Origin of the sequence: Paenibacillus methanolicus, assembly GCF_008124765.1 — a bacterium.
Lineage (GTDB): Bacteria > Bacillota > Bacilli > Paenibacillales > Paenibacillaceae > Paenibacillus_Z > Paenibacillus_Z methanolicus.
The window spans coordinates 808,315-822,665 of record NZ_VNHS01000002.1 but is presented as its reverse complement, the minus strand read 5'-3'; the positions used below and the strand labels follow the sequence as shown (position 1 = coordinate 822,665).

At 60.7% G+C, this 14,351-nt stretch carries 7 protein-coding genes; all 7 read left to right on the top strand.

The annotated features are described in order from the left end of the window. The first annotated feature begins 314 nt into the window (after positions 1–314). Positions 315–3,629 carry a discoidin domain-containing protein gene (locus BCM02_RS08510; RefSeq protein ID WP_425466162.1) on the top strand — a complete coding sequence of 1,105 codons (3,315 nt, stop codon included), beginning with the start codon at positions 315–317 and terminating at the stop codon, positions 3,627–3,629. A 186-nt stretch (positions 3,630–3,815) separates the two neighbouring features. Next, positions 3,816–4,520 carry a glycosyltransferase family 2 protein gene (locus BCM02_RS08505; RefSeq protein ID WP_148928771.1) on the top strand — a complete coding sequence of 235 codons (705 nt, stop codon included), beginning with the start codon at positions 3,816–3,818 and terminating at the stop codon, positions 4,518–4,520. A gap of 475 nt (positions 4,521–4,995) precedes the next feature. Next, positions 4,996–7,671 (top strand): discoidin domain-containing protein, encoded by a 2,676-nt coding sequence (locus BCM02_RS08500; protein ID WP_148928613.1) that lies wholly within the window; start codon positions 4,996–4,998, stop codon positions 7,669–7,671. 411 nt (positions 7,672–8,082) lie between these two features. Further along, a complete protein-coding gene (locus tag BCM02_RS08495) occupies positions 8,083–9,753 on the top strand; it encodes an extracellular solute-binding protein (RefSeq protein ID WP_148928612.1) in 1,671 nt (556 codons plus the stop codon). A gap of 104 nt (positions 9,754–9,857) precedes the next feature. Beyond that, positions 9,858–10,781, top strand: a complete 924-nt coding sequence (locus BCM02_RS08490; RefSeq protein WP_148928770.1) for an ABC transporter permease — start codon at positions 9,858–9,860, stop codon at positions 10,779–10,781. A 10-nt stretch (positions 10,782–10,791) separates the two neighbouring features. Beyond that, a complete protein-coding gene (locus tag BCM02_RS08485; RefSeq protein WP_148928611.1) occupies positions 10,792–11,664 on the top strand; it encodes a carbohydrate ABC transporter permease in 873 nt (290 codons plus the stop codon). A 336-nt stretch (positions 11,665–12,000) separates the two neighbouring features. After that, positions 12,001–14,346 (top strand): helix-turn-helix domain-containing protein, encoded by a 2,346-nt coding sequence (locus tag BCM02_RS08480; protein WP_148928610.1) that lies wholly within the window; start codon positions 12,001–12,003, stop codon positions 14,344–14,346. Positions 14,347–14,351 lie beyond the last annotated feature (5 nt).

Genomic DNA, 14,351 nt, shown 5'->3' with positions numbered 1-14,351 from the left:
CCTAAAGACCGCTCCCCGCGAGCGGTCTTTTCTTATTCCGCCTTAATCGGAAGACGCATAAGATTCCACCTGCTGATCGTAATAACGCACATTCTTTCGCCCAAGTATTGTTGCTACAATTAGTAATGTTCCTGCACATTGGATTGCCTAGCCCGAAGGGAGGAAGCAGCATTGTGCAAATTAGACAGCGCTTACATGCCTCGAAAGGAGCTGATTCCGACACCGGCCCGATGGTCAGACCCGCACTTTAATCTGTCAACCTAAAGGAGACGCGAATAATGAAGAAAACAAGTTTGTGGCTGTGCCTCTTCGCCATGATCATCAGCCAGGTGTTCCCGCTGCTGCAGCCGACGACGGCGCTGGCGGCTGGCGGGACGAATCTCGCCCTCGGCAAGACCGTGACGGCGAGCGGCCATGCGGACGTCTACAACGCGAACAACGTCAAGGACGGCAACCAAGGCACGTATTGGGAGAGCGTCAACAATGCCTTCCCGCAATGGGTTCAAGTTGACCTGGGCGCATCGGCCAACATCGACCAAGTGGTGCTGAAGCTGCCGGCCGGCTGGGAGACGCGGACGCAGACGCTGGCCGTCCAAGGCAGCGCGAACGGTTCGACGTTCACCACTATCATCGGTTCGGCGAACTACGTCTTTAACCCGGCCGTCGCCGGCAACGCGGTGACGATCAACTTCTCTGCGACCAGCGCGCGCTATGTGCGTCTGAACTTCACGGCGAACACGGCATGGCCGGCGGCGCAGCTGTCCGAGTTCGAGATTTACGGCGCCGGCGGCACGACGCCGCCGGTCGACCCGCCGCAAGGTACGAACGTCGCGGTCGGCAAGTCGATCTCGGCGTCCGGCAGCACGGGGACGTTCGTCGCGACGAACGCCAACGATAACAGCACGTCCACCTACTGGGAAGGCGCAGGCAATCCGAGCCAGCTGACGCTCGACCTCGGGGCGAACCACAGTATTACGTCCATCGTGCTGAAGCTGAACCCGGACGCGCAATGGGGACCGCGCAGCCAGACGATCCAGGTGCTCGGCCATAATCAGGACACGACGACGTTCAGCAATCTCGTGGCGTCCCAGGCTTACGCGTTCAATCCGGCGACCGGCAACACGGTCACGATTCCGGTGACGGCGACGGTCAAGCGCTTGCAGCTGAACTTCACCGGCAACACGGGCGCGCCGGCCGGTCAAGTCGCCGAGTTCCAAGTGTACGGCGCGGCGGCGGCCAATCCGGACCTGACGGTCACGAGCGTGACTTGGGCGCCGGCATCTCCGTCCGAGAGCAGCGCGATCGCGCTGAGCGCGGCGGTGAAGAATAACGGGTCCGCCAATGCGGCGGCGGCGACGGTGAACTTCTACCTGAACAATACGCTCGCGGGTTCGGCGCAGGTCGGCGCGCTTGCGGCAGGCGCAACGACGACGGTATCGGCGAACATCGGCGCCAAGCCGGCCGGCACCTATTCGGTCAGCGCCAAGGTCGATGAGACGAACGCGATCATCGAGCAGAACGAGACGAACAACACCTTGACGAATGCGTCCTCGCTCGTCATCGGCGCGACGCCAAGCTCCGATCTGGTCGCGACGGCTTCCTGGACGCCATCCACGCCGGTGGCGGGTAACGCGGTCGCCTTCAACGTCAACCTGAAGAACGAAGGCACGATCGCGGCGGCAAGCGGCGCGCACGGCATCACGGTCGTGCTCAAGAACGGCGCGGGCGCGACGCTCCAGACGCTGACCGGCTCGTACAGCGGCGCGCTCGCGGCGGGCGCTTCGGTGAACGTCGCCATTCCGGGCACGTGGACGGCGGCGAACGGCAGCTATGCGGTGACGACGACCGTCGCCGTCGACGCCAACGAGATTGCGGCGAAGCAAGCGAACAATACGAACAATTCCACGCTCACCGTCTATTCCGCGCGCGGCGCGAGCATGCCTTACTTCCGCTACGATACCGACGACGCGACGCGCGGCGGGGCGGCCGTCCTGAAGACGGCGCCGACGTTCGACCAGTCGCAGACGGCATCCGAAGCATCCGGCCAACGCTACATCGCGCTGCCGTCGAACGGTTCCTACGCGCAATGGACGGTTAGACCGGGCCAAGGCGGAGCAGGCGTGACGATGCGCTTCACGCTGCCGGATTCGTCGGACGGCATGGGTCTCACCGGCGCGCTGGACGTCTATGTGAACGGCACGAAGGCGAAGACGATCTCGCTGTCTTCCTACTATAGCTGGCAGTATTTCTCGAGCGACCATCCGGGCGACGCGCCATCCGCCGGCCGTCCGCTGTTCCGCTTCGACGAAGTGCACTGGAAGATGGATGCGCCGCTTCAGCCGGGCGACACGATCCGCATTCAGAAGAGCAACGGGGACAGCCTGGAATACGGCGTCGACTTCCTGGAGATCGAACCGGTACCGACCGCCATCGCGAAGCCATCCGGGGCGGTGTCCGTGACGGATCACGGCGCGATCGCGAACGACGGCCAAGACGATCTGCCGGCTTTCAAAGCGGCGGTGAACGCGGCGGTCGCCGGCGGCAAGACGCTCTACATCCCGGCGGGCACGTTCCACCTGGGCGGCATGTGGGAGATCGGTTCCGTCAGCAACAAGATCAACAACCTGACGGTAACCGGCGCGGGCATTTGGCACACGAACATCCAGTTCACGAATCCGAACGCGGCGGGCGGCGGCATTTCGCTGCGCGTCACCGGCAAGCTGGACTTCAGCAACGTCTACATGAACTCCAATCTGCGTTCCCGTTACGGGCAGCAGGCGATCTACAAAGGCTTCATGGATAACTTCGGGACGAACTCGGTCATTCGCGACGTATGGGTCGAGCATTTCGAGTGCGGCTTCTGGGTCGGAGACTATGCGCATACGCCGGCGATCTACGCGAGCGGTCTGGTCATCGAGAACAGCCGGATTCGCAACAACCTGGCCGACGGCGTCAATTTCTCCCAAGGCACGAGCAACTCCACGGTCCGCAATAGCAACCTGCGCAATAACGGCGACGACGCGCTGGCCGTCTGGACCAGCAACACGAACGGCGCCCCGGCGGGCGTGAACAACACGTTCTCGTACAACACGATCGAGAACAACTGGCGCGCGGGCGGCATCGCCTTCTTCGGCGGCGGCGGCCACAAGGCGGACCACAACTACATCATCGACTGCGTGGGCGGCTCCGGCATCCGGATGAACACGGTATTCCCGGGCTACCACTTCCAGAACAACGCGGGCATCACGTTCTCCGACACGACGATCATCGCCTGCGGCACGAGCCAAGACTTGTACAACGGCGAGCGCGGCGCGATCGATCTGGAGGCGTCCAACGACGCGATCAAGAACGTGACGTTCACGAATATCGACCTGATCAACACGCAGCGCGACGGCGTGCAGTTCGGCTACGGCGGCGGGTTCGAGAACATCGTGTTCAACAACCTCACGATCGACGGCACGGGGCTCGACGGCGTGACGTCTTCCCGGTTCTCGGGACCGCATAAAGGCGCGGCCATCTACACGTATACCGGCAACGGCTCCGCCACGTTCAAGAACCTGGTGACGCGCAATATCGCGTACCCGACGCTGTATTACGTGCAGAGCGGATTTAATTTGACAATTCAATAGGGTATCGGATTAGCGGGAGGGACGTTCTACGGAACGTCTCTTTTGCTATTTTGCCGGCTGGACCCGCATGTACGCGCTTCCTGCGGGAATCGTGACGATTCGCTATGCGTCCGCCGACACGGAATGGAAGATGTCCCATATCCTAAACTACCTACCATTAGAAGAAGAGGTGACATCTTGGGCAAAATGGCGACGGCGAAAGGCGTCTCGATCATCGTATGCACCAACCGGCCGCAATTTTTCGATAACCTGATTCGCAATTTCCTGTCCCAGCAGTATCGGAACAAAGAATTGATCATCATTCTGAACAAGGACAACATGGATCTGGGGTATTACCGGAGCAGGACGAGCGCGTACGCCAACATTAGCGTGTATCAGGTCCCCGAGCGCATCTCGCTGGGCCAGGCCTTGAACGGCGGCATTACGCGCACGAAGTTCCCGTTGATCGCGAAATTCGATGACGACGACTACTATTCTCCCTATTACCTGAACGAGCAAGTGAAGGCGCTCGCGCGGACGAACAGCGATATAGTCGGCAAACATTCCTGCCTGGTGCATTTGACGGCCAGCGGCAAGCTGCTCATTCGCTCGCCCAAGGAGCGAAACAAGCGCACGGTCTTCGTGCAGGGCGGGACAATTCTGTTCAAGCGGCGCGTGCTCGAGAAGGTGAGGTTCCCCGACAAGTCGGTGGGCGAGGATACCACGTTTCTTTTCGAGTGCGAGAAGAAGGGGTTCAAAGCGTACGCAACCTCGCCGTTCAACTACGTCTACATGCGCCGCGGCGACAAAAAGACCCATACGTGGCGGGCGAACGATACGTTTTATCTGCAGGGGAGCATTGTGCTCGGCGTCACGCAGGAATATCGGAAAATCGCGGATCGCAAAGCGTAGGGGCGTCGGAGCGCGCTGGCGCGATGGAAGGCTTAACATGACCCGCAGTGAGGCCTCGGCATAGGATGCCGAGGCGGTTCCTTGCCCAACTAACTAAGAACCGGGAGCTGCGGCTCCTCGCGCGATTAGAAGCCGTTCGAGCTTGCTCGGCGGCTTTCTTTTTTTGACTTGGAGGGCTGACACACCGTGGACAAGCCTATGCCGCGGCGACCGATGGCCGGGAAGCGATGGCGAATGTCTCCAATCTCCCGTCTACGCGCGTCATTGGGCGAATCGTCGATCCGGTTTTCATTTTGGTCGATCCGTGAACCAACCCGCGACGTTTCCGTCAATCGCAACGCGCGTTTTGCCCATATCCAATGGCTTCCAACTCGTTCCATACTAATGGGGCTGGGCTATCGCAATCGGAAAGGGGGACCGGCTGGGCGTGGTTTGCCGATGCAATCGCTACTAAATACAGGAGGAGGAAGTTAATATGAAGGGAAAAGCGCTGCCCTTGCTGGCTGCCATCTGTCTCGGTTTCGGCGCGATGCTGCCCGCTGCCGGAGATCAAGCCGCCCATGCCGCGGAGGAGGCGAGCGTGACGGCCGCCGGGGAGTTGCCGCTTGGCGCGGACGGGCGAAGCCGGCTTTATCCGTCGGACTGGTATCCGGGTTGGGAGGATGGGGAAGGGAGGTTCGTGCACGACTTCTCTTACGCCGGTTATCATCGGGGAGAGAAGCCCCTGCCGACCGTCGACTCGGCGGCTGGCGTCGATGTGACGAAGGCGCCGTATAACGCCGATCCGAGCGGACAGACGGACGCCACGGACGCGATCCAGCGCGCCATCGACGAGACGGCCGCGCATGGCGGAGGAGTCGTCTATTTACCGGCAGGGACGTATCGGCTAAGCCCGCCGGAGGGGCGGGCTTACGCGCTGGGAATACGGTCTAGCGGCATTGTGTTGAAGGGCGCAGGCGAAGGCAAGACGTTCTTGTACAACGCGGCGACCTACATGAAGCAGAAGGACATTATTCGCGTCGGGGGCGGCGATTGGGTCAAAACCCCGGTATCGACGAAGCTGCGCCGTTCCGCCTTGGAGCCGTCGTCGCTCCTGCCGGTGGAGGATGCGACGGGCTTCGCGATCGGGGATTACGTCATGGTCACGTTCGAGACGACGGAAGAATTCCTGGCGGAGTTGGGGATGCACAATAAGTGGGCGTCGCGCCTTGGCAAAGTCGAGCCGATCTTCTACCGTAGGATCGTCGCGGTCGATCCCGTTCATCGCACCGTGACCGTCGACATCCCGACCCGGTATCCGCTGAAGACGCGGGATAACGTCCTGATCACGAAGACGCAGCCGCCGGTATCCGAGGTGGGGCTTGAAGACTTCTCCATCGCGAACGCCCAGAATCCGAAGAGCGGCCTTGGCGAGGATGACTTCAAAGTCGAAGGCACCGCTGGCTACGAGACGGACAACGCCAAGGCGATCAACGTCATCGGCGCGGCCGACAGCTGGATTCGGGACGTGAGCACGTATAAGCCGGCAGGCAACGAGACGTACCACATTTTGTCCAAAGGCATCATTCTCGACCGGGCGAAGAACGTTACCGTCGACAACGTCTCGATGGCGTATCCGCAGTACCGCGGGGCGAACGGCAACGGATATTTGTACCAGTTGATCGGCAACGACAATCTTATTGCGCGCAGCAAGGCGGTCGGAGCGCGGCACAGCTTCACGTTCGCGAACTTCTCGGCCAACGGCAACGTCATGCACGACGTCTACGCCGAGAATTCGTCGCTGCTGACCGACTTCCATATGTATCTCAGCATGGCCAATCTCATCGACAACATGACGCTCAGCGGCGACGCCATCTCCGCGATCACGCGGGACTACGGCTCCTCGCCGACCAACCGGCACGGCGTCGTCACGACGCAGAGCGTGTTCTGGAACACGAACGGCTTGGTCGCGCACAAGAGCAAGCCCGGCGTTATCGTCGAATCCGAGCAGTTCGGCAACGGCTATGTCATCGGGACGAGAGGACCCGTCAGCGGAGTCAACACGCAGATCGCGGGCTCGATTCCGGAGGCGGATACGAAGCCGTTCGATATGGCCGAGGGCGTCGGCGAAGGCGATCGATTGTCGCCGGCGAGCCTGTTCGCCGATCAATTCGCGCGGAGAACGCAGGAGCTAGGGCTTGGGCTGTCTGCGCTGCTCGTGGACGGGGAGCCGGTGGATGGCATGCAATTCTTGAAGACGTCGTACGCGGTGACGCTGCCGTTCGGGACGAAGACGGCGCCGGTAATTTCGGCCGCCCCGCTTGCGGCCGGCGCTTCCGTTGAGATCGAACAGCCGGAGGGGCCCAATGGCACGGGAGCGATCCGGATCACGCATGGCGGGACGTCGAAGACGTACGCCGTCTCGTTCGAAGTCGCGGCGAATCCGGTGCTACCGAAGAGCATCGCGGTCTGGCCCGACCGGTCGGAGCGCGGCTGGCGCGCGGCCGGCGACGCGATCAGCGCGGGGAACGAGGGCAAGCTGCAGACGCGGATCACGCTGCACAACGGGGAGATCGTCGATCCGGCGCAGTCGGGCGTTCGCGTTAAGTACGAGGTCGTCGACAAGCGGCTTGGCAGCATCGCGCGGGGCGACGTCTTCAAAGCGAAACGGACCGGGACGGCGACGATTACGGCGACCGCGAAGCTGAACGGCGTCACGATAAGCGGGACGTTAACCGTGCAGGTGGTGGAGCCGATGCCGGAGCCGGAAGGGAAGCTGGCGGCGATCCGCGGCGCGACCGCGAGCGCAGATGACGGCAACGTGCCGGCCAACGCGATCGACCGGGACCCGGCGTCCCGATGGTCGGCGGAAGGCGACGGGCAATATTTGGTGCTCGAGCTCGAGAAGGCTCGGCCGATCGACGGCGTCAGCATCTTATTCTATAACGGCCATCAACGCTCCAGCGCGTTCGACGTGGAAGTGTCCGAGGACGGCGTGCATTACGTGAAAGCGCTGGCAGGCGCGGCGAGCGGCAAGCCGAATCCGAACGCGGCGGAGCGGTTCGACTTCGCCGCTCCGTTGAAGGCGAAGTACATCAAGTTCGTCGGCTACGGCAACGAGCTGAACGGCTGGAACAGCATCGTGGAAATTTGGGCGCACGAGGCGAAATAAGGTTAGCGTAATGTCGGGGTTGAGAGCCCCGGCATTTTTCTTTGTTGGGAAATGTCCATTGGACGGCGTTCGTTGCGTGTGTCCGAGTCACGCTAGTTAGGTGTTGCCAATTTTTGAAGTCCGGCGAGGGCTACGAGTAGCAATCGTGGTGCCCAGCGGACTATCGGAGCTCGTTGCGGCCAGTCGCGTCGCAGTAGCGGTACCCAGCCGACTATATCCATGGCCGCACCACTAACCTCAGCCCGCTTTCCGCCCCCAGATCAACCCGATTGTCGATTTCGTCACTCGCCGCCGCGCGAAATCGGCATGCCATTGACGTTTTTGCGCATATCGGCAGCGCGGCCGGACCCGTTAGTCTGAAGGCGTGGGGCATGACTCACGACAGACTTTATCGGAGAGGGTTGAATACAGATGATACACGTGCTGAAAACCGGCGTCCTCCTCCTGTTGGCCGGCTCGCTGCTCGCGGCGTGCTCGAACGGCGGGAACGGAGGCAACAACGGCGGCGCAAACGGCGGCGCAGCGAACAATACCAACAAGCCGGCGAACGACGCAGCCGCGGGCAATAACCAGACGGCGCCCGAAGGGACGACCTATCCGATCCAGACCGATAAGACGCTTACTTATTGGAGCGAGATTAGCGCCAACCTGATCGGTCTCAAGGCGACGCACGACGAAGTCCCGTTCTTCCAGGATTGGCAGAAGAAGACCGGCGTGAAGCTGAGCTTCATCGCGCCGCCGACCGGACAGGCGAAGGAAGCGCTGAACGTGCTGCTCGCCTCGGGCGACCTGCCGGACATGCTCGAATTCAACTTCCTCTCGTTCCCGGGCGGACCGGAGAAGGCAATCGGCGACGGCTACATCATCAAGCTGAACGACCTGATCGACAAGCACGCGCCGAACCTGAAGAAATTCCTGCAGGACAATCCCGACATCGACAAGATGGTCAAGACCGACAGCGGCAGCTATTATGCCTTCCCGTTCATCCGCGGCGACGAATATTTACGCGTCTTCCAGGGGCCGATCCTTCGGAAAGACTGGCTCGACGAGCTCGGACTGCCGGTGCCGGAGACGATCGACGACTGGACGGCGATGCTGCGGGCGTTCAAGGAGAAGAAAGGCGCCGCGGCGCCGCTGTCCTTCTCCAGCAAGCCGAGGTTCTTCAACGAATCCGGCAACGGGGCGTTCATCGGCGCGTACGGCGTCAGCCGCGGGTTCTACCAGGAGGACGGCAAGGTCAAATTCGGGCCGGCCGAGCCGGGCTTCAAGGAATACCTCCGCCTGTTCCAAGGCTGGTATAAGGAAGGTCTGATCGACAAAAACGCGGCGACGATCGATACGAAAGCGCTCGACGGCAACATCGCCTCCGGCGCGACCGGCGCGACGATCGGCAACGCGGGCGCGGGCATCGGCAAGTGGCAGCCGCTGGTGGCGGCGAACGATCCGAAGGCCGTGCTCATCGCCGCTCCGTATCCGGTGCTGAACAAAGGGGAGACGCCCAAATTCGGCCAGCGCAATCAGGCGTATTCGTCCGAAGGCACGGTCGCGATCACGTCGTCGGCGAAGGATCCCGAGCTGGCGGTCCGTTTGCTCGACTACGGCTACGGCGAGGAAGGCCGGATGTTCTTCAACTTCGGCACCGAGGGCGTCAGCTACAATATGGTGGACGGCTATCCGACGTACACGGACATGATTTTGAACAATCCGGATAAACTCGCGCCGGCGCAAATGATCTCGACGTATGCGCGCGGCAGCTACAACGGCCCGTTCATCCAGGACAAACGGTACGCCGAGCAATTCTTCGCCCTGCAGACGCAGCGCGACGCGATCAACGTGTGGGCGAAGACGGACGCGGCGAAATACCAGCTGCCGCCGATTACGCCGACGCCGGAGGAGAGCTCCGAATACGCGGCCATCATGAACGACATCGACACGCTCGTGGACGAGATGACGCTCAAAATCATCCTCGGCACCGAGCCGGTCGACGCCTACGAGAATTATTTGGACAAAATGAAGTCGCTGAACCTGGCGCGCGCCATCGAAATCCAGACCGCGGCGCTCGGGCGGTACAACAGCCGGTAAGCTAGCGGAGCAGGAGAAGAATCGGCCTGGACGTCATCCGCAAGTCTGCGATAAGCCGGTTCTTCCCGACTCCCGATTTGAAAAGAGGTGAGCGCTACGCCGTGATGGCCAATTCACAAACGTTCAAACACCGCTTCGTCCGGGATTTCCTGCTGAACAAATATTTATATCTGATGATGCTGCCTGTCCTCGTCTATTACATCGTGTTCCATTACGTGCCGATGTACGGGGCGGTCATCGCCTTCAAGAACTACTCGCCGATGAAGGGCATCCTCGGCAGCGACTGGGTCGGGCTGAAGCATTTCGCCGATTTCTTCAACAGCTATTACTTCTGGCGCATACTCAAGAATACGCTGCTCATCAGCCTGTACTCGCTGCTGTTCGAGTTCCCGGCGCCGATCATTCTCGCCTTGCTCATCAACGAGGTGCGGGGCCGGGCGTTCAAGCGCGCCGTGCAGACGATCACGTACATGCCCTACTTCATCTCGCTCGTCGTCATCTGCGGCATTATCACGGACTTCACGAACGCCGACGGTCTGATCAACCAAATCTTCGTCTGGCTTGGCTACGACGGACAGGCGATGCTGCAGAAGCCGGGATTGTTCCGCCCGATCTATATTCTGTCGGAAATCTGGCAGCGGATCGGCTGGGAGTCGATCATCTACATCGCCGCGCTTATGAGCATCGACCAGGAACAGTACGAAGCGGCGCGGATGGATGGAGCGAGCCGGCTTAAGCAAATCGTCTACATCACGCTGCCCGGGATCATGCCGACGATCGCGATCATGCTTATTTTGCGGATGGGCAACCTGCTCAACGTCGGCTTCGAGAAAATCATTCTGCTCTACAACCCGATCACCTACGAAACGGCCGACGTCATCTCCTCCTTCGTCTATCGCAAAGGGCTCTTGGAGTTCGGTTGGAGCTACAGCTCCGCGGTCGGCTTGTTCAATTCCGTCATCAATCTCGTGCTGCTCGTCACCGCGAACGCCATCAGCCGGCGGGTGAGCAAAAGCAGTCTTTGGTAGGGGTGAATTCATGCAAACATTTTTCGATCGAGCCTTCGACGTCGTCATCTATGCAATACTGACGCTGCTTGTCGTGGCGACGCTGTATCCGCTGCTCTACGTGCTGTTCGCCTCGTTCAGCGACGCCGGGCAGTTGATCGTGAACAAAGGCATTCTCTGGAAGCCGCTCGGATTCAGCTTAGAGGCATACAAGAGCGTGCTGGCCAATCCGGGCATCGCCATCGGCTACCGCAACACGCTGTTCATCGTCATCGCCGGCGTGCTCGTCAACCTGGTCATGACGTCGCTCGGCGCGTACGTACTTTCCCGCAAGAACGTCATGTGGAACAACGCCTTCATGTTTTTCATCGTGTTCACGATGTTCTTCGGCGGCGGCCTCATCCCGCTGTACCTCGTCGTGAAGGGCGTCGGCCTGCTCGATTCGCTCTGGTCGACGATCATTCCGTTCGCCGTCAGCACGTTCAACCTGATCATCATGCGCACCGCGTTCATGGGCATCCCGGACAGTCTGGAGGAATCGGCCAAAATCGACGGGGCGAACCATTTCACCATCCTGTTCCGCATCATTATTCCGCTGTCCATGCCGGTCATCGCCGTCATGATCCTCTACTATGCGGTGGACAAGTGGAACGGCTGGTTCTACGCGTCGATCTTCATCAAGAGCCGGGAGCTGTTCCCGCTGCAGCTAGTGCTGCGCGAAATTCTGATCGCCAACTCAACCGACAGCATGGCGGCCGGCGCGTCCGCAAGCGACCGGTTCCAGATCGGCGAGACGATCAAATACGCGACGATCATGGTCGCCACCGTGCCGATCCTGTGCATTTATCCGTTCGTGCAGCGCTTCTTCGTCAAAGGCGTCATGGTCGGGTCGCTAAAAGGGTAGGGCGACGCTCGGCAAGATGCCATGCCGTACGCCAAGCAATATGCTATCCTGAGCGCCATCCAGACGCATTCTCCTCATCTCCCCCATATCAGCCAGTTTTAGCCCGATCGGACGCATCCAGCGGTTCCATCGGGCCTTTCGCGTTCGCAAAAAGTGAGCGATATCCGGATTAAGTGGCGATTTGATCAATCGATTTGCGACTTTTAGCCATTCCGGGAGCGGGACATAACCCGGTATAATGAAGGTCTCTAGCGCAGGCGGATGTCCGACGTTCCGACCGGCGATCCTTGCGCGGAATGACCGTAACCACCATTTTGCAACCGGGGGGATAAGCGCTTGCCGACAATCCGATCGTTATGGCACAAACGCAAAAGCATCATCGTCGCGTGGCTGCTTTCGTACAGCGCGGTGCTCTTCGTCCCGATCCTCATCAGCCTCGTCATTTACGGGCAGGCGAGCGGTGCTCTCAAGAGCGAGATTCACCGCGCCAACGATTCGCTTCTCAAGCAGATGCGCTATACGATCGACAACCAGGTCGATCTGATGAAGCGGCTAAGCATGGAGATGACGTGGAACGAGAAGCTGCGCCAGCTCATGTACACGAACATGCCGGCGAAGGAAACGCCGTTCGGCGCCTACGAGGTCGCCAAGGCGCTGCGCTTCTACAAGACGTCGTACGCGACGATCGACGAATTTTACGTGGTGTGGAATGAAGGCGCTTCCGTTCTGCGGCCGGGCAACATACGGGATATGAAGACGGCCTTCCGAACGGTGCACGACACGGGGGCGATGACGTTCGAGCAGTGGTCGCAGGCGGTCGGACAGCGGGGCGGCAGCCGATTCGCCGTTCTGCCTCATCTGTACGCGAAACCGTCGCAATCCTCGATCGCTTACATTGCCACCCTGCCGAACGATCTGAGCGGACGAGGGACCGGGACGGTCGTCGTCATGGCCGACGCGGCTAGATTCCTGGGCGGGATCGAGAGCATCTCCGGTTTCAGCGGCGGGCTCTTGCTCATTCTGAACGAAGACGACAACATCCTGCTCCAGAGTCGTCCGGACGCGCCTGAGCTGGCCCTGTTCATGGATGGTAGTCGCGTTAAGCTCGCTTCCTCGCGTACGGGGGATTCCGAGCTGTTCACCATCGAATCGGACGTGTCGGATTTGAAATACGCGCTCATTCTGCCGGCCGGACTTTATTGGAAGAAAGCCGAATATGTCCGCCGGTTCACGTATGTCAGCATGCTGATCAGCGTTATCGGGGCGGGCGTCCTGACCTGGTTTTTCATGCGCCGCAATTATTCGCCGATCCAGGAGCTGATCCGACTGCTCGGCGGGCGGAGCGCAGCGCCGGAGCGGGAGGACGCCAACGAGCTGCGGATGATTCATCGCGCGATCCTGCGCGCCCGAAGCGAGAAGGACGAGATCGCCAGCCAGCTGCTGAAGCATCAGCACGCGCTGCGTTCGAACATGATCAACCGGCTCCTCAAGGGTCGGATAGACACGCCCGTGCCCTACGAGGAAGCGTTCCGCTCCTTCCGCATGACGATGCTGTCCGACGATTACGCCGTCCTGTTGTTCATGCTCGAGAACGAGGCGGAGCTGGACGCGAAGCTGCCGGGCATTGACGCGAGCGAGCGGAGAAGGCTTATTCCGTTCATTATCGCCAACGTCGTCGAGGAGCTGGCCGGTCGGCATGGCCATGCCGGCTATATGGCGGAAGCGGACGATATGATGGTCTGTCTCGTTAATCTCCGTCCGGACGCGGGCGATGCCGGCGTGGATCTCAGGAGCATCGCGGCCGAGGCGCAGAGCTTTCTGCGGCGGTATGAGATGGAGATGACGATCTCGCTAAGCGGCGTGCACGCGGCGCTGCCGGGCATTGCGGACGCTTACCGGGAAGCGGTGGACGCGATGGAGTACAAGATGGTGCTTGGCAAGAAAGGCATTATCGCGTACGAGGACATCCACATCAGTCCGGCCGGCGGCGGACAGACGGGGTATTATTATCCGCTCGCGGTCGAGCAGCAGCTGATCAACTTCATCAAGGTCGGCGACCGGTGCCAGGCTTCCGCGTACATGGACGAGATTACGAGCCGCAACTTCGATCAGCCGCGCATGCCGCTGACGCTGGCGCGCTGTCTCATGTTCAATCTCGTCGGCACGATGGTCAAGGCGGTCAACGAGCTGGGCGAGTCGGGCGGCGGCCCGCTGGCGGACGATCCGCTCCGGATGGATCGGATTCTCGTCTGCGATACGATCCAGGAGATGCGCACGGAGCTCCAAGCGCTGCTGCAAGATGTATGCGCTTTCGCGGAGGCGAAGCGCGCCGCCAACGTGTCGCAGGAGCGGGACGATTCGCTGCGCGACCTGACCGCTCAGGTCGCCCGCTATATCGAGGATCATTACACGGACGCGAATTTGAACGTGAACGGCATCGGCGACGCGTTCGATTTGAAGGGCAGTTACCTGTCGCGGCTGTTCAAGAACCAGACCGGCGAAGGACTGCTCGATTACATTCACAAAACCCGGATCGCCCAGGCGAAGGCGATGATCCGCGTCAAGAGGGAGTCGATCACGGAAATTTCGCGCATGGTGGGCTACAACGACGCCGCGACGTTCATCCGGGTGTTCAAAAAATACGAGGGCGTCACGCCGGGCAAATACAAGGAGATTTACTAGGGAGG

Excerpts from the sequence above, each read along its gene's own strand:
- BCM02_RS08510 (WP_425466162.1), top strand. The coding sequence starts at position 315 with ATGATCATCAGCCAGGTGTTCCCGCTGCTGCAGCCGACGACGGCGCTG.
- BCM02_RS08505 (WP_148928771.1), top strand. The coding sequence starts at position 3,816 with ATGGCGACGGCGAAAGGCGTCTCGATCATCGTATGCACCAACCGGCCG.
- BCM02_RS08500 (WP_148928613.1), top strand. The coding sequence starts at position 4,996 with ATGAAGGGAAAAGCGCTGCCCTTGCTGGCTGCCATCTGTCTCGGTTTC.
- BCM02_RS08495 (WP_148928612.1), top strand. The coding sequence starts at position 8,083 with ATGATACACGTGCTGAAAACCGGCGTCCTCCTCCTGTTGGCCGGCTCG.
- BCM02_RS08490 (WP_148928770.1), top strand. The coding sequence starts at position 9,858 with ATGGCCAATTCACAAACGTTCAAACACCGCTTCGTCCGGGATTTCCTG.
- BCM02_RS08485 (WP_148928611.1), top strand. The coding sequence starts at position 10,792 with ATGCAAACATTTTTCGATCGAGCCTTCGACGTCGTCATCTATGCAATA.